We start from the raw sequence: 22,070 nt of genomic DNA on the forward strand, positions 1-22,070 counted from the left end.
GGAAACGGTACGGGGCCGCCGCGCGGTGCGACGGCCCCGCATCGCTCAGGCCAGCTGAGGCCGCACCGGCCCGGTGGTCACCGTCTTGTGCACGTCCGCCGGATGCCCGGCCGAGACGTACCCGTTGACGTGCAGCGAAACGCTGCGGATCGAACCGGTGTCGCCGCCGGTGGTGTCGACGACCTTGAGCGTCCACGTGCCGTCCGCCGAAGCGCCGAGCTGGCTCTGCGCCGCGACCGGCCGGTAGGTGCCGGTGTAGGGCGCGTCCCCGGACCCGGCCGAGCTGAACAGCTTGGTCGCGGAATCGTCGAAGACCACCTGGCAGAGGTTGTTCCCGCTGCCGCCGCCCTTCTGGAACAGTGTCGCCGTCGCGCCGGAGGGCGAGGTCAGCGTGCCGACCAGGTCGTTGACGTAGGTGTGGTCGATGCCGACCGTGGTCGCTTTCTCCGCCGTGGAGCAGGTGGCGCCGTCGATCGAGAGCGACACCTTCGACGCGGGACCGACGCCGCTCACCACGAGCGGGACCGACGCGCCGAGCTGCGAGTTGTCCGGGATCGCGACCGCCGGACCGGAGTAGGCGAACGCCTGCGAAACCGGCGACGGTGTGCCGACCGGCAGCGAGAACGTGCTGGTGCGCGGCGAGTACGAGCCCGCGAAGGTCACCTTCGCGGTGAGCACCACCGGCGAGCCGAGCTGCTGGCTTGCCGGAACCGTGACGGTGAAGTCGTTGATTCCGGTCTGTCCCGGGCTGATCGTGCCGTACGACTTCGCCCTCGGCTCGATCGTGACGCCCTGGGTCGGCGAAGTGAGCACAACGCTCGTGGAGACTGCGGTGCCGTCGCCGGTGTTCTTCACCGGCAGCGTGACAGTCGCGGTGTCACCGGGGTTGAGCGTGCTGCCGCCGCTGGGTCCGCGGACCGTCGGCTGCCCCGCTTCCGCGTACGGCTGCGGACTGGCTCCGGTGTACGCGAGCACCTTGTCCGCCAGCAGCACTCCGGCCCCGGTGAGGTTGTCCGTGCCGGGCGCTTCGATGTCCACCGCGGTCTTGAGGAACGCCTCGCGAATGTCCGAAGAGGACAGTCCGGGATTGCCGGACAGCACCAGGCTCGCGATCGCGGCCGCGTGCGGTGCGGCCGCCGAGGTGCCGAAGAACGGGTCGAACCCGCTCACCGAGGTGTGCACGCCGTCCGCCGCGGTGATTTCCGGCTTCTGCCGGACCTCTCCCCCGGTCGACGACACGTCGCCCGGCGTGATCGGCGTTCCGTTGGCTTCGTAGAACATGCGCCGCGGACCGTCCGAACTGAACCGTTCCGCCTTGCTGGCCGCGGAATACGCCGCCGGATACGGTCCGGTCGGGTTCGCCGGGTCGCCCGGTTCGAGCGGCCGCCCGAACGCCGCCTCGGCCGGTGCCGCGGCGACCGCGAACGCCTTGCGCGCCGCGGCGTGGCCCACGACCGCACCCGGCGTGGAGTACGCCTTGAGCCCGTCCGCGGAATCGCGGAACCGGCTGCCGAACGCGGTCAGCGAAAGGTACCGGCTCGCCCCGGAGAACTTCACCACGGCGAGCCGCAGCCCGGTGCCGCCGAACAGCGGGGTGGCCAGCTGCTCGTACGGGTCCTGGGTGCCGTTCTGGACGTCCTGGCTGAAGCTCACGACGTTGCCGCGCGCGTCGAGGAGGTAGAGGTCGTAGTCGTCCGAGGCCGCGCCGATCGGTTCGGACCAGTGCAGCGTCACCGGGATGCTCGCCGACGACGCGTCCGAGATCGGTTCGTACACCTGATTTCCGGCTGCGCCCGCGAAGTTGTGCGCGGTGCCGGCGAACTTGCCGATCGAGACTCCCGAATCGACGAAGTCGCCTTCCCAGTGCGCCGCGGTGCCGTCGGCGACATTGCCTTCATTGCCCGCGGAGGAGAAATAAAGCGCGCCGTCGGCCGTCACGTCGTTCACCGCTTGCGCGATGATCCAGTCCTGGAACGGGGATTCCTTGAAGTAAATGACGTCGTCGACGATGACGTCGCAATGCGCTTCGAAACGGAGCTTGCGGATGTTGTCGGCGAAACTCGCGTCGGAGGTGAATGCCGTGGCGAACCCGAGCTTGGCGTTCGGCGCGAGGTCGTGGATGATCTCCAGCATCGCGGTGCCCTCGTCGCCGCTGCCGGCTTGTCCGGTCAGGACATCGACCGCCGGAAGCTCGCCCTTGGTGCGGGAAACCTCCAGGGAATCGACGCCGTCGGACAGCGCGCACGCCTTCACGCCGGTTCCGGTCACGCCGAACTGCTGACGCGCCGTGTCCGCGTTGTGCGCCCGGTCGCCCGCGCTGACCACCTGCGTTTTGGTCCCGATCGCTTCCTTGAGCTGCCGGTCGATTCGATCGGCCTTCTGCTGCTTGGTTTCCGTGCCGTTCTTGTTTTCCCGCTGCCGCGCCGTCATCGCCTGATCCGCGGTTTCGACGTGCTTCACGTCGCCGCGCTTCGCGATCTCCGGCAATGCGGCCAACGGCACGTCGGCCCGGATGCTCGCCGCCGTGCTCGACACCGCACGCACCTCGGCCCCGGCCTTGCGCAGGTCGTTGACGAGCCCGTCGCTGACCTTCGTGACCCGGATGTCGACCAGTGCCTTGTCCGCGGTCTTGCCGAGTCCGGGCAACGCGGCCGCGCTCAGGCTCCGCGTGCGCATCTTCTCCTGGACGAGCAGTTTGCTGTCTATTTTGGACTCAGTCGCGGTCTGTCCTGCTTTCACCGCTTGCAATGCGGCGATCTGACTGTTCGCAGTGGAGTCCACAGTAGACTCCTGCGCATCGGCCAAGGGCGGTGTCACCAGCCCGGCGGCAAGCACCGCCGCGGCGACCACGCCCGTCCGTCTTCTTGTCGAGGCTCCAGGTGAACGGGTACGACGCACGTGCGCCCTCCGATCTCGCACCGCGTGCCCCGACTCACGCTGGCCAACGCCGGTGATCACCGGCTGGATCCAGCTAAGTACCACTTCTGTCCGGGAAAAACGGCCGTTGGAGTGACGTTGGTGAGGCAATATCCGTTGCCCGCCGGACGTCGTAGGCCGTTCGGCGGAGCTGCTGCCGCCTCGGTTGTCCTGGCGAGGGTTTACTGGACAGCGGATTCACGCTCGTGCAGTTCGATGCGGTGGTCGGCGAACACTTCCGCGACCGCCTCCACAAACGCATCGCCCAAGGTTCGGCGGGATTCCGCCGCGGCGTGCCAGACCACCGGATAGCGCGGAGTTGAAGCGGGTTCGCTGCGGAGACAGTCGTCGAGTGCGTCCAAGTTGCTGCCGAAGTAACCTCCCGGCCCGTTCGCCGCCTCGCCGAGGGCGCAATAGAACGAGTCCTCGGAGGACAAGCCCTGCCCGTCGATGACGATGTCGCCCGTGTTGTAGCGCATCGCGCGCTTCCCGGAGGTGAACCACGCGTTTTGCACGACGTGCAGCCAGTCGCCGTGCTGGGCCGCGGGATACCGCGTCCACTCGCCCGGCAGGATCGAGCCGCGGCGCCATCGCGACCAGATCGCCTGCGCGTGCGGATAAGGCCAACCGTCGGGAAACGAAACTTCGAGGCGCACCGATCCGTCCGGCATCCGGACAAGGTTCTTCGGCCGCAATTCCAGGCGGCCGAACCAGTAGTGGCCGATGGCCTTTCCAGCGCCGTCGACCACCTCGATTTCCGCGTCCTCGACAGTCACCGGTATCGCCTCAGCCGCGCCGACCACGTTTTCGAGAGTTACCAGCCCAGCAGCCCGGCCCTCGCTGAGGAAGCCGGACATCGATTCGAAGGCCAGCGCAAACCCCGGACGGTCCGCTTCGGACAGAAGCCGATACAACGCTCACAACTCCAGCCACATGATCCGCAACCCCACCCGCCCCTCCACCGGATGCTGAAACGCCCCCGGTGCGATCCCCAGCGTCACGAACCCCAAACTCTCGTACAACCGAACCGCATGGACATTGGTCTCCACCACCGCGTTGAACTGAATCGCCGCGAACGACATCCGCCGCGCCCAAGCGATCAAGTCCACCACCAACGCCCGCCCGACGCCGTGGCCTCGGGCGTCCCTGGACACCATCAAGCTTCCCGAAGCGACGTGGCTGCCCGGGCCCGGCCGGTTGGCGTACATGTTCGCCGTGCCCAGCACCCGATCCCCGTCGACCGCGACCACGACCCGCGCCGGGGCTGCGACCAGCCACTGCTGACGGGCTTCGGATTCGCTCATCGCCGGGTCGTAGGGGAACGTCTGCTGCTCGGTCACCACGTCCCGGATGATCGGCCAGATCCCCGGCCAATCGTCGGCGCCAGCGTCCCGGATCGTCAACGGCATCTGTCTACCGTGCTGACCGGCCCCCGGCGAACGCAACCTATTTACAGCACAAAGGAATCCGACCAAGGCTGGCTCGACCGGCCCGACAGAGCGTCCAGCAAGGTCACCGCCTGCTTGTCCGTCAACGAAGCCACGAAGTCCACGACCGCGCGTCCCCGGGCCAGCCCGCGCACCGCGTCCGCGCCCTCGATTCGCTCGCCCGTCGCGCCCACCAGCAGCTCCGGCGCGACCCGGGCGAGGTCCGAGTACTCGCCGTGTGCCAGTTCCATCAGGTCGTGCAGCCGGCGCGGCAAGCGGGAAGCCTCGTCGCGGTCCAGGAGCCACGCGTCCAGCGCGTCGACCAGCGTCGTGACCAGACTGGCCTGGCCGCGCTGGTGCAGGGCGAGATCGGGGCGCAGCAACACAAACCGCCGGTGGACGAACTTCAGGACCTGCACCTCGTGCCACTGCGCGGGACGCAGCGAGACGTGCCCGGACCGGGTCGGGGGCGACGACAGGACGAAGACCCCGTCCACCAGCCGCGCCATCCAGTTCGCCGAGAAGGCGGCCGTCGCTTGTTCGGCTTCGGTCGAGCCGTCGAAGCCGTCCGCGAGAAGGCCGTCGACCAGTTCTCGCTGGACTCGGGCGACGGCCGCGGCGAAGGCGTCGTCGTCCACGATCCAGCTGTCCTTCAGGTGCATGCGGCGGCGCATCCGCTCCAGGGAACGGCCTGGGCGGCGAATTTCCGCGGTCAGCCGGGCATCGTCCAAAGAGGCCAGCTCGACCGCGTGCGCCAGCCACTCCCCCAGTTCGGCGGCGACGGGGGCGTGCTGCAGGACGCCGATGCGGTGGAAATCCTGCAGATCGTGGATCGCGTACGCGATGTCGTCGGCAGTGTCCATAACGGACGCTTCGACCGTCTGCTGCCACGGCTCGATCCGGCCGGCGAACGGGGCCCGCGACTGCTCGAAGTCGTCCAATTCCGTGACATACGCGGAAAACTTGCTCGCGCCGGTGCCGGGAGCGTCGTCCGGCTCGGCCGCGCCACGGGGCGGCAGCGGCATCGCGGTCGGATGCGGCTGCGGGTAATGCAGCCGCGCCCACGGGTACTTCAAGACCGCGGCGCGGACCGCGGTCGTCAGGTCCAGGCCGATGGCGGACGGGCCGCGCACGTCGGTCGTCGTGACGATGCGGAACGACTGCGCGTTGCCCTCGAAACCGTCGGCCAGGCCGAACCGGTGCCGGGCGATCCGGTCCAGGATCTGCTCGCCGAGGTGCCCGAACGGCGGGTGCCCGAGGTCGTGCGCCAGCGCGGCGGCCTCGCACGCGTCCGGGTCGCAGCCGCCGAGTTTCGCCGCGAGTTCGGCCGACTCGCTCGATCCGGTGATCCGCTCCGCGATCCCGCGCGCGACCTGCGCGACCTTCAGGCTGTGCGTCAGCCGGTTGTGCAGCAGCCCGGCGCCGCCGGCGCTGACCACCTGGGTGACCCCGCCGAGCCGCGCGAAGAACGGCGACGCGGTGATCCGGTCGCGGTCGACGCGGAACGGGCTGGTCGCCAGATCGGTGAACCCGCCGGTTCCGTCCTGCGGGTCCCGCCGCGCTGCCCTCGGATCGGTCTCGTCCATGCGTCCCACCGTATCCGGCCGTCCGGCAGGATTGCGGGATGACCGACGTGCTGGTGGCGGGCGGCGGCCCGGCCGGACGGGCGCTGGCGGCCGCGTGCGCCCGGCGAGGACTGGAAACGGCCGTGCTCGACCCGGATCCGCACCGAAAGTGGCCGAACACTTACGGACTGTGGGCAGACGAAGTGCCGGAGCTGCCGGATAAAGCGATCGCCGCGGCTCCGGCGACGACGCTCGCGTTCGGGACCCGCGAGCACCGCGTCGACCGGGCTTACCGGGTGCTCGACAACGCCGGGCTGCGCGAGTGGCTCACCGAACCGCAGGTCGAGGTCGTCACGGGCAAGGCGACCGGCGCGGAACACGGTCCGCACGGTTCGACGGTCCTGCTCGCCGACGGTCGACGGCTCGCAGCCGCTGTGTTCGTCGACGCGTCCGGTGCGCCCAAGCTCCGGGCTCCGCGCGCTGAGCAGACCGCGTACGGGCTCGTGCTGCCCGCCGACCAGGCCGAGCGGCTGGCCCCGCCCGACACTGCTGTCTTCATGGACTGGCGCGACGGCACCGACAGCTTCCGCTACCTCCTGCCCCTCGGCGACGGCTCCGTGCTGGTCGAGGAGACCTCGCTCGCCCGCAAACCCGGGCTCCCGGTGTCCGAACTGGCCCAGCGGCTGCACGCGCGGCTCAAAGCAGCGGGAATCCGTCCGGCGGGCCGGGTCGAACAGGTGCGGATCGTGCTCGACGTCCCGCTGCCGAAGCGCGGCCAGGCGGTGCCGTTCGGGGTCGCGGGCGCGCTCGTGCACCCGGCGACCGGTTTCAGCCTCGCGACCGCACTGCAGCTCGCTCCCCGCGTCGCGGAAGCTCTGGCGGACGCGTTCGACGCAGGTCCGGCGGCCGCAGCCGGCGCTGCCCGGAAGGCATTGTGGCCGCCGGAAGCCCGTGCAGTGCATGCCTTGCGCCGCCACGGACTCCGTGCATTGTGCGGAATGTCACCTGCCCAGTCGGCGCAATTTTTCGACCTGTTCTTCGAGCTCCCGATCCCGGCACAGCGCGCGTTCACCTCGGGCCGCGCCGACCTGCCCGGCACCGCCTCGACCATGGCAAACCTGTTCCGCGCCGCCCCCGCCCGGCTGCGCCGGCGGCTGCTCGGATGAGTCCGTGCCGGGATTTCTGCCTTGCCCGATCGAGCGAACGGGAAAAGCATTTTGTTACTCCGATCCGGTGGCCGAAGTGCCGCGCCGGTGAACATCAGCTGACAACGGTTTCGCGGCCCCCTTCGGCGGTGCGAGTATCGCGTCCGTGACGACGCTGCGTGCGGTCCGATTCGCCTTCCAGCCGATGTACAGCTTGCACACCGGCGGGGTCGTCGCGTACGAAGCGCTGGCCCGGCCGGGCCGGGGCACCGCGCACGAACTGCTCGCCGAGGCCCGCCGCGCGGGCAAGCTCACCGAGGTCGACCTGGGGCTGGCCGCCGCCGCGGTGCGCCAGGAGGCCGAGCGGCCCAGCGCGCTCCCGCTGCACCTCAACGTCTCCGCCCGCACGCTCGCGTCGCCGCTGGAGGCGTTCGACGAGCTGATCGCCGAACTCGGCGCGGCCGGACGACGCACCCGCGACGTGGTGCTGGAGGTCGGGCCGCCGTTCACGCACCTGCCCACCGGCCGCCTGCTCGACGGCATGCGCGCGCTCACCGAACAGGGCTTCCGGCTCGCGCTCGACGGGCTCGGCCGCGGCGACCTGCCGCTGGCGCTGCTCGCGCAGTCGCCGGTGGACCTGGTGAAACTCGACCGCAGCGTGCTGCGCGGCCTGCCCGGCGACCCGGCGTCGACGGCGGTGGTCGAGGCGCTGCTGCACTTCACGACGCGCACGAACATCCGGCTGGTCGCGACCGGCATCGAAACCGAGTCGCAGCTCGACGCGGCGCAGAGCCTCGGCGTCCGGATCGCGCAGGGCAACCTGCTCGCGCCGCCCGCCGCGCACCGGTCCGCGCCCGCCTCCGGCGCGGTCATCCCGGAGGACCGGCGCACGCCCGCGCCGCCGCAGGCCCCGCGCGTCGGCGACTTCCTCCGCCCGGCCACGACCCTGCCGGTCGACGCGACCTGCGACGACGTCCGCGAGGTGCTCGCCGCCGCGGACGCGCCGAGCGGCGTGGTCGGCGTCGACGCGGACAACCGTCCACAGTGGTCAGTCGACCGGACCCGGTTCCTCGTCACCATCACCGGTCCGTACGGACACGCCTTGCACGCGAAGCGGCCCGCCGCCCGGCTCGCGGACAAACCGCACCTGATCGAGGCGGGCGCGAGCGCGCTGGAATTCCTCGAACTGGTCACCGACGCCGACTGGGGCCGCACCGGCGACGACGTCGTGGTGGTCGACGCGTCCGGGCACTGTCTCGGCGTGGTGCTGGTGACCGAGGTCGTGCGCGGGGTCGCCGAGGCGAAGGTCGAGGAGGCGGTCACGCTCAGCCCGCTCACCCGGCTGCCGGGCAGCGAAGCGGCGGCCCGCGACGTCGAACGCCGGATCGCGAGCGGCGAGCAGTTCGTGGCGGCGTGGCTGGACGTCGACGCGTTCAAATCGGTCAACGACAACGCCGGTTTCGCCGCGGGCGACGACCTGATCCGCGCCCTGGGCGAAACGCTCACTGACCTCGCCCGGCGGCTGCCGCGGATGCGCGTGAGCCACGTGGGCGGCGACGACTTCCTGATCGTGTGCGACGTCGACGAGATCGGCACGGTCGCCGCGGCTTTGCTGGACACGCACTGGTCCGCCGAGGGCATGCCGGTCACGGTTTCCCTGGCGACGCTGGTGTGCGGCAGCGGCGCCATTCCGTCCTATCGGGACGCTTCCCGGCTCCTCGCACCGCTGAAGAAACGCGCCAAAGCGGTTCCGGGTTCGAGCTGGGTCCTCAGCCGCCCCGGCAGCGACCGCGTCGAAGTCCTGCGCGGCATCGGCCGGGACGTCGCGATCAGCCGGTCGGCCTGACGAATCCCGACTCGTAGGCCCGGATCACCGCCTGCGTCCGGTCCCGCGCGCCCAGTTTCGACAGCACATTCCCGACGTGCGTTTTCACCGTCTGCAGCCCCAGGAACAACTCCGCCGCGATCTCCCCATTGGACAGTCCCGCCGCCATCAGCCGCAGCACGTCGCGTTCCCGTTCGGTCAGGAAGTCCAGCGGGGCGGCGGCGCCCGGCGCGCGGCGAGCCGCCATGCCCCGGATCGCGGCCGGGAACAACAGCGAATCGCCCGCGAGCACCGTGCGGATCCCGGCGACGATCTCCTCCGGGCGCGCGCGTTTCAGCAGGAATCCGCTCGCCCCGGCGAGCAGCGCGTCGTACACGTAGTCGTCGTTTTCGAAGGTGGTCACCACGATCACCTTCGGCGGATCCTCCACAGTGGACAGAAGATGCTCCGTCGCACGGATCCCGTCCACCGCGGGCATCCGCACGTCCATCAGCACGACGTCCGGCCGCAGCTGCCCGACGAGCCCCGGCACCTCCGCGCCGTCGGACGCCTCGCCGACCACGGTCAGGTCCGGTTCGCTGTCCACGATCGCGCGCAGCCCGGCCCGGATGAGCCGTTCGTCGTCCACCAGCAGCACCCGCACGCTCACCGGTTCCCCCACGGCACCGTCACCACGACCTCCCAGTTATCGCCGACCGGTCCCGCGGACAGCTTGCCACCCACCAGTTCCGCCCGCTCCGCCATGCCCCGCAGACCGCGTCCGCCGCGGGCGCGCGACGGCCGGGCCGAGCCGAGCGGATTCGCGACCGCCGCCCGCAGCTGCCCGTCCGCGACCGCCAGCGCGACGGTGACCGGCACCTTGCCCGCGTACCGCACCGCGTTGGTGAGGCATTCCTGCAGGATCCGGTACACCTCGCGGGAAACCACCGCCGGCACCGCGGCGATGTCGCCGTGCACCTCGTAGCGGCACTCCGTCCCGGACTGCTGCGTCACGGTGATCAGCGCGGGCAGATTGGCGAGACCCGCGTGCGGCGTCCGGTCGCGTGCTTCGTCGCGGAGCAGGCCGAGCACGTGGTCGAGGTCGTCGAGCGCGGTGCGGGCGGATTCCTCGATCGCGGTGAGCGCTTCCTCGGTGAAACCAGGGTCGGTGTGCAACGTCCGCCGCGCGGCCCCGGCTTGCAGCGTGACCACCGAAAGCGCGTGGCCGACGGAATCGTGGAGTTCGCGCGCGAGCCGGGTGCGTTCGGCGAGCTGGTCGGTGCGGCGTTCGAGCTGCGCGATGCGTTCGGCGGCGGACCAGCCGAGCAACCGGGCGGCCACACGGCGCAGCACTCCGCCGAGGCCCCACACGACGTAGATCAGCACGACGAAAGCCGACACGAACGCCGCGGGCAGCCACGCCGAAGCCCAGCCGCGCGGAACCGTCAGGTGGAAATCCGGCGTGTCGACAAGCCGACCGGTGAACACCGCGTTGATCGCGAACCCGAACCCGGCGGGCACCGCGAGCGTCGCGAGACCAGTGCACAGACCGGTCACGACGTGCAGCACGAACATCGTCGCGCACCGCAGCCGTCCGCGTCCCGGCGCGGGCTGGGCGAGCAGTTCCCGCACCGCCGCCGCCTCCAGCACGCGCACCGCGGGCAGGAACGCGGTCGCGGCCAGCACCACGAGCATCACGACGAACCCGGCGAGGCTCGCCCACCCCATCGTCGTGGCGAACGGCACCAGCGCGGGCATCGCGACCATGGCGAGCAGCAGGTACGGCACGCTGAGCGCGGCACCGAGGATCAAGTACACCCACCGGCGATAGGTGACCCCGCTGACCAGCGGACGGAAGAAACGCACCCGCCAATCCTGACAGGCGGCGCCAGCGGACGCCTCCCTCCAGGGCGGGACCCGGCGGCCGATTTTCTGGCACCGTGGACCGCATGCCTCCTGAAGAGAGCACCGTCGTCAACGACTACGACCTGCTGGCCGACACCTACACCCGATGGTCGGACACCGAAATCCAGAACGCCTACTACGAGCGGCCCGCCGTGCTGGCGCTGGCCGGGGACGTGACCGGGCGGAGGATTCTCGACGCGGGCTGCGGCGCCGGACCACTCACCGTCGCGCTGCGCGATCGCGGCGCGGAAGTGTCCGGTTTCGACCTCAGCAGCGGCATGCTCGACATCGCCCGCGAGCGGCTCGGACCGGACGTGGACCTGCGCGTCGCCGACGTGGCCGAGCCGCTCCCCTACGCGGACGACGCGTTCGACGACGTCGTCGCCTCACTGGTGCTGCACTACCTCGAAGACTGGGGCCCGACGCTCGGCGAGTTCCACCGCATCCTCAAGCCCGGCGGACGGCTGATCGTGGTGGTCGACCATCCGTTTGCCATTCACCTGCTGCAGCGGCAAGCCGGGCAGCAGACGGACTACTCGGCCACCTACGAGTGGACCGAGACCTGGGAGATCGACGGCCGCACCATGCCGATGAGCTTCTGGAACCGGCCGGTGCACGCGATGACCGACGCGTTCACCGCGGCCGGATTCCGGATGGCGGTGCTCAGCGAGCCGAATCCGGTGCCGGAGGCGGAGAAGCTGTTCCCGGAGGACTACCGGATGCTGTGCGTCAGCCCGAGCTGCCTGTTCTTCGTGCTGCAAGCGGAATGAGAGCGCGCAGGCCGGGTCCGCTCCGGCCTGCGCGCAGTCCTCAGTAGACAGTCGTCGTAACCCGCGTGCCCGCGGCCCGGACCCCGTTGGCCCACAACTGCTGCACCTTCGCCGACTCCTGCGCGTCCGGCTTCGCGTTGGTGCATGACGTGCCCGGGCCGTGCCCCGACATCAGCTCCGTGCACGGCCCCTCGTAGTGGTCCGGCAGCCCGAGGTTGTGGCCGAGTTCGTGCGCGGCGATGCGGGTCGGGTCGTAGCCCTCCGCGACCTGGCTCGTGTCCAGGTAGACGTCGCCGTTGCCGTGTCCGTCGGTCTGCGTGTACGAGCCGCCGCTGTGCACCTCGTGGATGGTGATCGTCGCCTTGCCCTCGTCCTTGACCAGTTGCACGTCGGTGACCGCGGCGTTCCAGTTCGCCGCGCCCTGGTCGATCTGCGCGACGTAGTCCGGCGCGCCTGCCGAGCTGTAGTAGACGGTGGTCGCCGCGGCGGCGGACGCGGCGGGTGCGGTCGCCAGGCCGAAGCCGAGCGGCACGGCGGCGACCGTGGCCAGTGCGGCGATCCGCCGGAACCCTCGTGCGTGCATCGTGTCCTCCGTATTCATCGGGGAAAGCAAGCAACCCTTTGTCCGCTCGATGACGTTAGAAGTTCACCACCGGGGCCGACTACGTCCGAAAGTAGGGCGCTCCCCCGCGAGAGGGAGGCCCGTCCCGCCCCGGCTGGATCCGCGCGCGCCGCCGTGCTGGTGTGCTCTTCGGCATGCAAACGCTGCTGCTCGGCCTGGTGGCCTACGTCGTCGTGCTGTGGCCGCTCGTCGCCGCGGCCCGCAAAGTGCTCGGGGTGCGCGTCGGTCTCGTCCGGGCGCTCGGCGCCGCGCTGGCCGGCTGGCTCGTCGCGGGCACCGCCGTCCGGCTGTTCCCGATCGCCGTGCTCACCAACGCCGGGGTCGCGATCGGACTCCTGATCCCGTTGGCGGGCAGTGCGCTCGCGGTGACCCTGCTGGTCCTGTTCGTCGCCGAACTCGCGGTTCCGTCCGGCGGACCGGGACTGTTCGCCCGGATGCGCTCGCTGCGGTCCCGCGCGTCCCGCGCCCGTCGTTACTCGCGGATCATGCGCATCGCGATCCGCCACGGCCTCGGCTCGTTCCTCACCGGCCGCCGCACCGCGGGACCTGACGGTTCGGCGAAACTCGCGCGATCGCTGCGGCTTGCATTGGAAGAAGCGGGCGTGACGTTCGTGAAGCTCGGCCAACTGCTCTCGACCCGCGCCGATCTCCTGCCACCGGTCTACATCCGCGAACTCAGCAAGCTGCACGATCAGGTCCCGCCCGCGCCCGAAGACGAGGTGCGCGCTTTGCTGCGGGAGGAAATCGACGTCACCGCCTTCGCCCACATCGACGACAAACCCCTTGCCGCAGCGTCGATCGCGCAGGTTTACGGCGCCCGGCTGCGGTCCGGCGCCGAGGTGGTCGTGAAGGTGCAGCGGCCCGGGATCCGCGAGCAGGTGGAACGCGACATCGACATCGTCCGCCGCCTCGCCGCCGTACTGTACGAACGCGCCGACTGGGCACGTTCGCTCGGTGTCCGGGAACTGGCCGACGGTTTCGCCGAATCCCTTGAGGACGAACTCGATTTCCGCACCGAAGCCGCGAACATAGACGCCATCGCCGCACATCCGACCCCCGGCGTCACGCTTCCGACTGTCCACAAAGCACTGTCCACAGAGCGCGTTCTGGTGATGCGACGACTGGACGGCAAACCGCTTGCCACAGGTTCCGCGCACTCCCGCGAAGAACTCGCCCGCACTTTCCTGCGCGGCCTGCTAGACCAGGTGCTGCTGGGCGGGGTGTTCCACGCGGATCCGCACCCGGGCAACGTCTTGCTGCTCGAAGACGGCACCCTCGGCCTGCTCGACTTCGGCTCCGTCGGCCGCCTAGACACCGGCCTGCGCGCCGGTCTGCAAGCCCTGCTGCCCGCCATCGACCGCGGCGACCCAGCCGGCGTCCGCGACGGCTTGCTGGAAATCGTCAACCGCCCGGACGATCTCGACGAACAACGCCTGGAACGCGCCCTCGGCGCCCTGCTGGCCCGACACTTCGGCCCCGGCCGGACGCCCGGTCTCGACCTGTTCACCGGCCTGTTCCGCGTCATAGCCGACTTCCGCCTCGCCGTCCCGCCGCCGATCGCCGCGGTGTTCCGCGCTTTGGCAACCATGGAAGGCACCCTCGCGACGCTAGCCCCGGACTTCGACCTGGTCGCCGAATCCCGCGCATTCGCCACCGAACGCATCGGCCTGCGCCCGGAAACCTTGCGCCGCACCGTCACCGACGAATTCACCGCCTTGCTGCCAGTGCTGCGCCGCCTCCCCCGCCGCGTCGACCGAATCGGCGCAGCGCTGGAGGAAGGCAGACTGTCGGTGAACATGCGCCTGTTCTCCGACGAACGCGACCGCGACCTAGTGACCGGCCTGGTGCACGAGGTCCTGCTGGCCCTGGTCGGCATCGCAACCGGACTTATGGCCGTACTGCTGCTGTCCAGCTCAAGTGGCCCGCAGTTGGTGCCCGGGCTGACGCTCAACCACGTGTTCGGCTACAACCTGCTGATGATCAGCGCACTGGCGGGGTTGCGACTGCTTTTCGTCGTCTTCCGACGCTCCGGACGACGGCCCCGAACCCGCTGACCCCGGCCGAACCCGCCTCGGCGAAGTACGTGAGGGGAACCCTCACGAACCCAGATTCCCCCAGGGTTCCCCTCACGACCAACTCCGGTGCGCCCCAATGCGGCATTGGGTGCGTCAGACGCACCGAACGCCACATTGGGTGCATCCCACGCACCCAACGCCACATTGGGGCGCTACCCACCCACCAACCGCAGCCGACGCACCCAACAAGCGAGACACTCAGCCCGGCTCCCGCAGCCGACGCACCCACGCATCGAAACACTCAGCCCGACCCGCAGCCGATGCACCCAACCATCGGGGCACCCAGCCCCTCCCCCGCACCCCGATACGAAGCCTCCCTGCGGGCGGTGGGTGCTTGTCAAGGCATCTTTCCCGCCTTGACAAGCACCCACCGCCCGTCAGCACAATCAAGCTTCGGGGTGCCCCACGCAACCAACGGGCGCAATGTCGCCGCCAGGCGACGAGCCGCCCGAAACCACGACGCCCTCACCACCACAGCAAGTCACGCCAAGCATCACCCGGCCCAGCAGAGTGAAATACCCCTGCGCAACGGCATACGCACCAGCCCGCCGAAAACCGGCGAAGCACGCAGAAAACCAGCGGCACGAGCCAGAAACCCATCGATCACCGAGCGAGGATCAACCGGACCCGCGAATCCGTCACGCGGCCCAGGACCGCCCAGGCAGATAACGCCCCTCTATCCACAATGGACTCACCCACCCCCGTATAGGCCGTTATACAACCCCTACTCCCGAAGGATCGAATTAAGCGGCCGCCCAACATCCCCATAAGCAGGCATCAACCCAGGACTAACCGTGAAAGCGACCGTCCCGGCCAGCGCCACCACCACCGTCAGCCCGCCCAGCAGCGCGCCTTTGCGGGCCAGGTCGCCGCCGTAGCGCAGTCCTCCCCCGAGCCGCCCCAGGACCACCGCCAGCACCCCGGCCAGCAGCGCCAGGAACCACAACGCACCGAGCACCAAGACGAACACCTCGGCCACGAGCGGATACACCCCGGCGGTCAGCATCCGGGGCCGGACCAGCAGCCAGGCCAGCCAGGTGAGCACCGCGAGCGAGAAACTCACCGCGGCCACGGACACCGCTCCCACGGCCAGGCCGCGGCTGGGTCTTTCCTCGGAAGAACGCACGGATTCGGAGTCGGGTTCGGTCATTGACCAGTAATAGCACCCGCCCCCGACAGAATCCGGCGTTCCGCCCGGCAGCGCCCGAAAGCACCAGCCCGGATACGCCGAAAGCCGCCCCCGGCGAACCGGGAGCGGCCTTCTCGAAGCACAAACCGTCAGACAGTGAAACCGAGCGCCCGCAGCTGCTCGCGGCCGTCGTCGGTGATCTTCTCCGGGCCCCACGGCGGCATCCAGACCCAGTTGATCCGGAAGTCGTTCACGAGACCGCCGGACGTCAGCGCGGCCGACGTCTGGTCCTCGATCACGTCGGTGAGCGGGCACGCCGCGGACGTGAGCGTCATGTCGATCGTCGCGGTGTTGTCGGTCTCGACCCGGATGTCGTAGACCAGGCCGAGGTCCACGACGTTGATGCCGAGTTCCGGGTCGACGACGTCGCGCATCGCTTCCTCGACGTCCTCGATCTTGGCGATGTCGGCGGGGACGGCGGCGGACTGCTCGGGCAGGTCCGCGGCGGTGCGCCCCTCGCGCGGGTCGGTGGCCGTCTCTTCGCTCATGCCTTCTCAGCTCCTGTGGTGGTGCTGGACACCGCGTCCTTGAACGCCATCCAGCCGAGCAGGGCGCACTTCACGCGCGCCGGGTACTTCGCGACGCCCGCGAACGCGACGCCGTCCTCCAGTACGTCCTCGTCCGGTTCGACCTTGCCCTTGCCCTGCATCAGTTCCACGAACGCGTCCATGGTCGTGAACGCCTCGTCGACCGTGTGCCCGACGACCAGGTCGGTGAGCACCGACGCGGACGCCTGGCTGATCGAGCAGCCCTGTCCGTCGTAGGACACGTCCTCGACCTTGCCGTCGCTGACCTTCACCCGCAAGGTGATCTCGTCGCCGCAGGTCGGGTTGACCTGGAACGACTCCGCGTCGAACGGATCGCGCAGGCCGCGCCCGTGCGGGTTCTTGTAGTGGTCCAGGATGATCTCCTGGTACATGCTCTCCAGGTTCACTTCTCGGCCCCGTCCTGGGCCACCCCGAAGAACTTCTGCGCCTCGCGGATCCCGGCGACCAGAGCGTCCACTTCGGACAGCGTGTTGTACAGGTAGAAGCTCGCCCGCACGGTGGCGGGCACCGAGCACGCCCGGTGCAGCGGCCACGCGCAGTGGTGCCCCACCCGCACCGCGATGCCGAGGCTGTCGAGCACCTGGCCGGCGTCGTGCGGGTGCACGCCGTCGATCACGAACGCGACGGTGGCGCCACGGTCCTCCAGGTCGGTCGGCCCGACGATGCGCACGCCCGGGATCGCGCTGATGCCCGCGATCGCGGCCGCGGCCAGCTCGTGCTCGTGCGCCGCGACGCGGTCCATCCCGATGGCGGACAGGTAGTCCACCGCCGCGCCGAGGCCGATCGCCTGCGACGTCATCGGCACCCCGGCCTCGAACCGCTGCGGCGGCGCGGCGAACGTGGTGCGCTCCATCGTGACGAGCTCGATCATCGAACCGCCGGTCAGGAACGGCGGCATCGCGGACAGCAGTTCGGTCCGGCCGTACAGCACGCCGATCCCGGACGGGGCCAGCATCTTGTGCCCGGAGAACACCGCGAAGTCGACGTCCAGCGCGTGGAAGTCCACCGGGAAGTGCGGAACGGACTGGCAGGCGTCGAGGACGGTAAGCGCGCCGACCTCTTTCGCCTTGGCCACCAGCTTGGCCACCGGGTTGACCGTGCCGAGCACGTTGGACTGGTGCGCGAACGCGACCACCTTCGTGCGCGGCGTGATCACACTGTCCATGTCGGACAGGTCGAGCCGGCCCTCGGCGGTCACCTTGAACCACTTCAGCGTCGCCCCGGTGCGCTGGCACAACTGCTGCCACGGCACGAGGTTCGCGTGGTGCTCCATCTCTGTGATGACGATTTCGTCGCCCTCGCCGATCCGGAAACGCTCCGCTTCCGGTCCGGCGGTGGCGGCGTTGCTCATCGCGTACGCCACGAGGTTGATGCCCTCGGTCGCGTTCTTGGCGAACACCAGCTCTTCCGGGTCCGCGCCGACGAATTCCGCGGTCTTGGCACGCGCGGATTCGTAGGCGTCGGTGGCCTCTTCGGACAGCTGGTGGGCGCCGCGGTGCACGGCCGAGTTCGACGTGAACACGTACCGCCGTTCCGCGTCGAGCACCTGCACCGGCCGTTGCGAGGTCGCTCCGGAGTCCAGGTACACCAAGGGTTTCCCGTCGCGCACGGTGCGCGTCAGGATCGGGAAGTCGGCACGCAGTGCCGCCACGTCAAGGGGAACAGAGTTGGTCGGGCTGTTCGAAGCCGTGGTGGTCATCGAGCCAACTCCTCTCTCTCGGTGTCGTCGGGAACGGGGCGCGGGGAACGTCAGGCCTTGGCCGGCTCGGCGGAGCCGACGTACTTGACGTAGCCGTTCTCCTCCAGCTCGTCGGCCAGTTCGCGGCCGCCGGACTCGACGATGCGGCCGTCGGCGAAGACGTGCACGAAGTCCGGGGTGATGTGCCGCAGGATGCGGGTGTAGTGCGTGATCAGCATGACGCCGACCTCGTTGCCCGCCTTGTACTCGTTGACGCCCTCGGACACGACGCGCAGCGCGTCGACGTCCAGGCCGGAGTCGGTCTCGTCGAGGATCGCGAACTTCGGCTTGAGCAGCGCCAGCTGCAGGATCTCGTGGCGCTTCTTCTCGCCGCCGGAGAAGCCCTCGTTCACCGAGCGCTCGGCGAACTCCTGGGAGATGCCGAGCTTGCCCATCTCCTCCTTGACCTCCTTGACCCAGTGGCGCAGCTTGGGAGCCTCGCCCCGGACCGCGGTGGCCGCGGTGCGCAGGAAGTTCGACATCGAGACGCCGGGCACCTCGACCGGGTACTGCATGGCGAGGAAGAGGCCGGCGCGGGCGCGCTCGTCGACGCTCATCTCGAGCACGTTCTCGCCGTCCAGCAGCACCTCGCCGGAGGTCACCGTGTACTTCGGGTGGCCGGCGATCGCGTAGGACAGGGTGGACTTGCCGGAGCCGTTCGGGCCCATGATCGCGTGCGTCTCGCCCGACCGGATGGTCAGGTTGACGCCCTTGAGGATCTCCTTGGCGCCTTCGTCGGTGGTCACCGACGCGTGCAGGTCCTTGATTTCCAGGGTAGCCATTCTTCGTTTCCTAAAGTCTGCGGTGGAGGGCGTCAGGCGCCGACGGCTTCGAGTTCGGCCTCGATCGCGGCTTCGAGGCGCTCGCGCACCTCGGGGACGTCGATCTTCACCAGGATTTCGTGGAAGAACCCGCGCACGACCAGGCGGCGGGCGGCTTCTTCGGCGATTCCGCGCGACTGCAGGTAGAACAACTGCTCGTCGTCGAACCTTCCCGTCGCGCTCGCGTGGCCGGCGCCTTCGATCTCGCCGGTCTCGATTTCCAGGTTCGGCACCGAGTCCGCGCGCGCACCGGGCGTGAGCACCAGGTTGCGGTTGAACTCGTAGGAGTCGGTGGACTCGGCCGCGGCCCGGATCAGCACGTCGCCGATCCACACCGCGTGCGCGCCCTCGCCCTGCAGCGCGCCCTTGTAGCCGACCCGCGACTTGCAGTTGGGCACCGCGTGGTCGACGAAGAGCCGGTGCTCCTGGTGCTGGCCGCCGTCGGCGAAGTAGACGCCGAGCATGTCGACGTCGCCGCCCTTGTCGGTGAAGGTCGCGGTCGGCGAGATGCGGACCAGGTCTCCGCCCAGGGTGATCACGGTGTGCCGCAGCGCGGCGTCGCGGCCCAGCTTGAGGTGCTGCTCGGAGACGTGCACCGCGTCGTCGGCCCAGTCCTGGACGCTGACCACGGTGACCTTGGCTCCGTCGCCGATGACGAACTCGACGTTGTCGGCGTAGGTGCCGGACCCGACGTGGTCGAGCACGATCACGGCTTCGGCGAACGCCTCGGCGCGGACCTGCAGGTGCCCGTAGGCGACCTGGCCCTCGCCAGGGCCGTGGATGCGCAGCACCGACGGCGTCGACGCCTTCGTCTCCTTCGGCACCGTCACGACGGTGGCCTTGGCGAAGGAGGAGTACGCCTGCGCGGCGATGCGGTCGCTCGGCACGCCCGCCTGGCCGAGCCGCGAGTCGTCGCGGCCGACGGTCTCGATCTTCAGCTCGGGCGCGGCCTCGGTCTCCAGCGTGATCTCGCCGGAGGCGACGGCGGAACCGTCGTGCAGGCCGCGCAGGCGCTTCATCGGCGTGAAGCGCCAGTTTTCCTCACGCCCGCCGGGGACCTCGAAGGCCTCGACGTCGTAGGAGGTGAAGCGCTCCGCGCGGGAGGCCGCCGGGATGACGGCCCCCTCGCGGATGGCTTCGGAAACGTTGTTCTCTGCCACGGACATTTAGCCGACGGACCCTTCCATCTGCAGCTCGATCAGGCGGTTCAGCTCGAGCGCGTATTCCATCGGCAGCTCGCGCGCGATGGGCTCGACGAACCCGCGCACGATCATCGCCATCGCCTCGGCCTCGTCGAGGCCGCGCGACATCAGGTAGAACAGCTGCTCTTCGCTGACCTTGGACACGGTGGCCTCGTGGCCCATGGACACCTCGTCGTTGCGGATGTCCACGTACGGGTACGTGTCCGACCGCGAGATCGTGTCCACCAGCAGGGCGTCGCAGACCACGCTGGAGCGCGAGTGGTGCGCCCGCTTCGCGACCTTGACCAGGCCGCGGTAGGAGGTCCGGCCGCCGCCGCGCGCGACCGACTTCGACACGATGGTCGAGGACGTGTGCGGCGCGAGGTGCTCCATCTTGGCCCCGGCGTCCTGGTGCTGGCCCTCGCCCGCGAACGCGACCGAGAGGACCTCGCCCTTGGCGTGCTCGCCCATGAGGAAGACCGACGGGTACTTCATGGTCACCTTGGAGCCGATGTTGCCGTCGACCCACTCCATGGTCGCGCCCTCTTCGCACTTGGCGCGCTTGGTGACCAGGTTGTAGACGTTGTTCGACCAGTTCTGGATCGTCGTGTAGCGGCAGCGGGCGCCCTTCTTCACGATGATCTCGACGACCGCGGAGTGCAGCGAGTCCGACTGGTAGATCGGCGCGGTGCAGCCCTCGACGTAGTGGACGTAGGCGTCCTCGTCGACGATGATCAGCGTCCGCTCGAACTGGCCCATGTTCTCGGTGTTGATCCGGAAGTAGGCCTGCAGCGGGATCTCGACGTGCACGCCCTTCGGCACGTAGATGAACGAGCCGCCGGACCACACCGCCGTGTTCAGCGCGGAGAACTTGTTGTCGCCCGCCGGGATCACGGAGCCGAAGTACTCCTGGAAGATCTCCGGGTGCTCGCGGAGCGCGGAGTCGGTGTCCAGGAACAGGACGCCCTGCTCCTCCAGGTCCTCGCGGATCTGGTGGTAGACGACCTCGGACTCGTACTGCGCGGCGACGCCGGCCACGAGGCGCTGCTTCTCCGCCTCGGGGATGCCCAGCTTGTCGTAGGTGTTCTTGATGTCCTCGGGCAGGTCTTCCCAGCTGGCCGCCTGCTTCTCGGTGGACCGCACGAAGTACTTGATGTTGTCGAAGTCGATCCCCGAGAGGTCGGCGCCCCAGTTCGGCATCGGCTTGAGGTCGAACAGCTTGAGCGCCTTCAATCGGGCGTCGCGCATCCACTCGGGCTCGGACTTCTTCGCGGAGATGTCGCGGACGACATCCTCGTTCAGGCCGCGGCGGGCGCTGGCGCCAGCCTCGTCGGAGTCCGCCCAGCCGAAGGCGTAGTTGCCAAGGGACGCGATGGTCTCTTCCTGGCTCAACGGCTCGGTGGTGGGAGTGCGCTGCTCGGCAGCGGCAGTCATGCGGGTTTCCCTCCATTCGGGATCCGTGGTGCGTGCCCTTCGGGCGGCGGGGCCGCTGGTCCGGGCGTCGTGCGGTCCGGCTCGGGATGGGCCGGGATACCCGCCGGTCCGGCGGGTACGTGTGTGGTGCACGCGTTGTCTCCGCGCGCGATGGTCGCCAGCCGCTGGACGTGGGTGCCCAGCAGCTTCGCGAACGCTTCCGTCTCGGCCTCGCACAGCTGCGGGAATTCCGCGGCGACGTGCGCGACCGGGCAGTGGTGCTGGCACAGCTGCGCGCCGACGTTCGCGGCGGGGGTGCCCGCCCCGACCTGACGGGTCGAGGCAGCGTAGCCCTCCCTGCTCAGCGCGGTGGCGAGGGCCTCGGCGCGCTCGACCGGATCAGCCGATCCGGTGATCGCCTGCCGGTGCGGCCCGACGAGCCCCTCGACCCGGCGCTCGGCGAACGCGCGCACCGCGTCCGGGCCGGCGTGCTCGGCGAGGAAGCGGATCGCCGAGACCGCGAGGTCGTCGTAGGCGTGCCCGAACCGGGCGCGGCCCGCTTCGGTGAGCAGGAACAGCTTGGCCGGGCGGCCGCGTCCGCGCGGGCCCTTGCGGGGGGCGTCGCGGGTCTCGGCCTCGCCGTCGGCCTGCAGCGCGTCGAGGTGCCGCCGGATCGCCGTCGGGCTGATCCCGAGCTGCTCGGCGACCACCACGGCGGTCATCGGGCCCTGCTCCAGCAGCAGCCGGGCGACCTCGTGCCGGGTGCGGCCCTCGGCCACGTTCGCGGCGCTGACCTGCACGGGAACGCCGACAGCCGCGGTGCGCGGCTGCTCGCCGCGCCCCTCGCCGGTGGTCCCGTTCTTTTTCACAACACAAGTGTGTCTTATTTCCGGCCGCCGGGCAAAGGCGGGGTGTCGCCCAGTGACCCGACTCACGCGGAACGGGCCTCGC

Annotated in this window: 19 protein-coding genes; 4 read left to right on the plus strand and 15 right to left on the minus strand. The window is 69.8% G+C overall.

Annotated elements, in window-relative coordinates; translation table 11 throughout:
* Positions 1-45: 45 nt before the first annotated feature.
* The 4 genes from DMP23_RS03135 to DMP23_RS03150 all read right to left on the minus strand — a co-directional run bounded on the left by DMP23_RS03135 (position 46) and on the right by DMP23_RS03150 (position 5,929).
* Positions 46-2,898, minus strand: a complete 2,853-nt coding sequence (locus DMP23_RS03135) for a S8 family serine peptidase (RefSeq protein ID WP_443111242.1) — start codon at positions 2,896-2,898, stop codon at positions 46-48.
* Positions 2,899-3,098: 200 nt separating this feature from the next.
* The gene (locus DMP23_RS03140; RefSeq protein WP_337820119.1) at positions 3,099-3,773 is read right to left on the minus strand and encodes a barstar family protein; all 675 of its coding nucleotides are present in this window, start codon (positions 3,771-3,773) and stop codon (positions 3,099-3,101) included.
* A gap of 60 nt (positions 3,774-3,833) precedes the next feature.
* Positions 3,834-4,325 carry a GNAT family N-acetyltransferase gene (locus tag DMP23_RS03145; protein WP_336158357.1) on the minus strand — a complete coding sequence of 164 codons (492 nt, stop codon included), beginning with the start codon at positions 4,323-4,325 and terminating at the stop codon, positions 3,834-3,836.
* A gap of 41 nt (positions 4,326-4,366) precedes the next feature.
* Positions 4,367-5,929 (minus strand): deoxyguanosinetriphosphate triphosphohydrolase family protein, encoded by a 1,563-nt coding sequence (locus DMP23_RS03150; protein WP_037814706.1) that lies wholly within the window; start codon positions 5,927-5,929, stop codon positions 4,367-4,369.
* Positions 5,930-5,967: 38 nt separating this feature from the next.
* Here DMP23_RS03150 and DMP23_RS03155 point away from each other — a divergent pair, with 38 nt between their 5' ends.
* Together DMP23_RS03155 and DMP23_RS03160 are read left to right on the plus strand one after the other, a co-directional pair.
* Entirely contained in the window at positions 5,968-7,074 is a 1,107-nt protein-coding gene (locus DMP23_RS03155) for a lycopene cyclase family protein (RefSeq protein ID WP_337820120.1), read from the plus strand.
* Positions 7,075-7,219: 145 nt separating this feature from the next.
* Positions 7,220-8,899 carry a GGDEF domain-containing protein gene (locus DMP23_RS03160; protein ID WP_043833253.1) on the plus strand — a complete coding sequence of 560 codons (1,680 nt, stop codon included), beginning with the start codon at positions 7,220-7,222 and terminating at the stop codon, positions 8,897-8,899.
* On the opposite strand, the gene DMP23_RS03165 is transcribed toward DMP23_RS03160, so the two are convergent.
* Positions 8,883-9,527, minus strand: coding sequence for a response regulator transcription factor (locus tag DMP23_RS03165; RefSeq protein WP_043833251.1), 645 nt, complete (start codon positions 9,525-9,527; stop codon positions 8,883-8,885). The two genes, DMP23_RS03160 and DMP23_RS03165, sit on opposite strands and share 17 nt — an antisense overlap.
* On the minus strand, positions 9,524-10,723 hold the full coding sequence (locus DMP23_RS03170; RefSeq protein WP_337820121.1) for a sensor histidine kinase: 1,200 nt from the start codon (positions 10,721-10,723) through the stop codon (positions 9,524-9,526). The genes DMP23_RS03165 and DMP23_RS03170 overlap by 4 nt, the downstream gene beginning before the upstream one ends.
* A gap of 83 nt (positions 10,724-10,806) precedes the next feature.
* Between DMP23_RS03170 and DMP23_RS03175 the strand changes: the two genes are divergently transcribed.
* Positions 10,807-11,532 carry a class I SAM-dependent methyltransferase gene (locus DMP23_RS03175; RefSeq protein WP_337820122.1) on the plus strand — a complete coding sequence of 242 codons (726 nt, stop codon included), beginning with the start codon at positions 10,807-10,809 and terminating at the stop codon, positions 11,530-11,532.
* A 40-nt stretch (positions 11,533-11,572) separates the two neighbouring features.
* Here the strand turns inward: DMP23_RS03175 and DMP23_RS03180 are convergent, their stop codons facing one another.
* A complete protein-coding gene (locus tag DMP23_RS03180) occupies positions 11,573-12,115 on the minus strand; it encodes a snapalysin family zinc-dependent metalloprotease (protein WP_043833247.1) in 543 nt (180 codons plus the stop codon).
* A 173-nt stretch (positions 12,116-12,288) separates the two neighbouring features.
* Between DMP23_RS03180 and DMP23_RS03185 the strand changes: the two genes are divergently transcribed.
* Complete coding sequence (locus DMP23_RS03185) at positions 12,289-14,208, plus strand: ABC1 kinase family protein (RefSeq protein ID WP_337820123.1); 1,920 nt, start codon at positions 12,289-12,291, stop codon at positions 14,206-14,208.
* Between the two features lie 745 nt (positions 14,209-14,953).
* Here the strand turns inward: DMP23_RS03185 and DMP23_RS03190 are convergent.
* The 8 genes from DMP23_RS03190 to DMP23_RS03225 form a co-directional block, all read right to left on the minus strand.
* A complete protein-coding gene (locus tag DMP23_RS03190) occupies positions 14,954-15,379 on the minus strand; it encodes a hypothetical protein (protein ID WP_037814686.1) in 426 nt (141 codons plus the stop codon).
* A 128-nt stretch (positions 15,380-15,507) separates the two neighbouring features.
* Entirely contained in the window at positions 15,508-15,906 is a 399-nt protein-coding gene (locus DMP23_RS03195) for a metal-sulfur cluster assembly factor (RefSeq protein WP_037814682.1), read from the minus strand.
* Positions 15,903-16,352, minus strand: coding sequence for a Fe-S cluster assembly sulfur transfer protein SufU (gene sufU, locus DMP23_RS03200; protein ID WP_037814681.1), 450 nt, complete (start codon positions 16,350-16,352; stop codon positions 15,903-15,905). The genes DMP23_RS03195 and sufU overlap by 4 nt, the downstream gene beginning before the upstream one ends.
* On the minus strand, positions 16,349-17,665 hold the full coding sequence (locus DMP23_RS03205) for a cysteine desulfurase (protein WP_037814680.1): 1,317 nt from the start codon (positions 17,663-17,665) through the stop codon (positions 16,349-16,351). The genes sufU and DMP23_RS03205 overlap by 4 nt, the downstream gene beginning before the upstream one ends.
* A 50-nt stretch (positions 17,666-17,715) precedes the next feature.
* Positions 17,716-18,486, minus strand: a complete 771-nt coding sequence (sufC, locus tag DMP23_RS03210) for a Fe-S cluster assembly ATPase SufC (protein ID WP_037814678.1) — start codon at positions 18,484-18,486, stop codon at positions 17,716-17,718.
* A gap of 32 nt (positions 18,487-18,518) precedes the next feature.
* Positions 18,519-19,691, minus strand: a complete 1,173-nt coding sequence (gene sufD, locus DMP23_RS03215; RefSeq protein WP_134669652.1) for a Fe-S cluster assembly protein SufD — start codon at positions 19,689-19,691, stop codon at positions 18,519-18,521.
* The gene (sufB, locus tag DMP23_RS03220) at positions 19,692-21,140 is read right to left on the minus strand and encodes a Fe-S cluster assembly protein SufB (protein WP_037814676.1); all 1,449 of its coding nucleotides are present in this window, start codon (positions 21,138-21,140) and stop codon (positions 19,692-19,694) included. It lies immediately after the preceding gene.
* A complete protein-coding gene (locus tag DMP23_RS03225) occupies positions 21,137-21,988 on the minus strand; it encodes a helix-turn-helix transcriptional regulator (protein WP_037814675.1) in 852 nt (283 codons plus the stop codon). Before DMP23_RS03225 ends, sufB begins: the two co-directional genes overlap by 4 nt.
* Positions 21,989-22,070 lie beyond the last annotated feature (82 nt).

Source organism: Amycolatopsis sp. A1MSW2902 (assembly GCF_017312175.1).
In the GTDB taxonomy this organism is placed as follows: domain Bacteria; phylum Actinomycetota; class Actinomycetes; order Mycobacteriales; family Pseudonocardiaceae; genus Amycolatopsis; species Amycolatopsis nivea.

Bases quoted from the DNA above. Each gene is read 5' to 3' on its own strand.
- DMP23_RS03180 (WP_043833247.1), bottom strand. From the start codon at position 12,115: ATGCACGCACGAGGGTTCCGGCGGATCGCCGCACTGGCCACGGTCGCC.
- DMP23_RS03175 (WP_337820122.1), top strand. From the start codon at position 10,807: ATGCCTCCTGAAGAGAGCACCGTCGTCAACGACTACGACCTGCTGGCC.
- DMP23_RS03185 (WP_337820123.1), top strand. From the start codon at position 12,289: ATGCAAACGCTGCTGCTCGGCCTGGTGGCCTACGTCGTCGTGCTGTGG.
- sufC (WP_037814678.1), bottom strand. From the start codon at position 18,486: ATGGCTACCCTGGAAATCAAGGACCTGCACGCGTCGGTGACCACCGAC.
- sufD (WP_134669652.1), bottom strand. From the start codon at position 19,691: ATGTCCGTGGCAGAGAACAACGTTTCCGAAGCCATCCGCGAGGGGGCC.
- sufB (WP_037814676.1), bottom strand. From the start codon at position 21,140: ATGACTGCCGCTGCCGAGCAGCGCACTCCCACCACCGAGCCGTTGAGC.
- DMP23_RS03205 (WP_037814680.1), bottom strand. From the start codon at position 17,665: ATGACCACCACGGCTTCGAACAGCCCGACCAACTCTGTTCCCCTTGAC.
- DMP23_RS03195 (WP_037814682.1), bottom strand. From the start codon at position 15,906: ATGAGCGAAGAGACGGCCACCGACCCGCGCGAGGGGCGCACCGCCGCG.
- DMP23_RS03145 (WP_336158357.1), bottom strand. From the start codon at position 4,325: ATGCCGTTGACGATCCGGGACGCTGGCGCCGACGATTGGCCGGGGATC.
- DMP23_RS03140 (WP_337820119.1), bottom strand. From the start codon at position 3,773: ATGTCCGGCTTCCTCAGCGAGGGCCGGGCTGCTGGGCTGGTAACTCTC.
- DMP23_RS03190 (WP_037814686.1), bottom strand. From the start codon at position 15,379: ATGACCGAACCCGACTCCGAATCCGTGCGTTCTTCCGAGGAAAGACCC.
- DMP23_RS03155 (WP_337820120.1), top strand. From the start codon at position 5,968: ATGACCGACGTGCTGGTGGCGGGCGGCGGCCCGGCCGGACGGGCGCTG.
- DMP23_RS03150 (WP_037814706.1), bottom strand. From the start codon at position 5,929: ATGGACGAGACCGATCCGAGGGCAGCGCGGCGGGACCCGCAGGACGGA.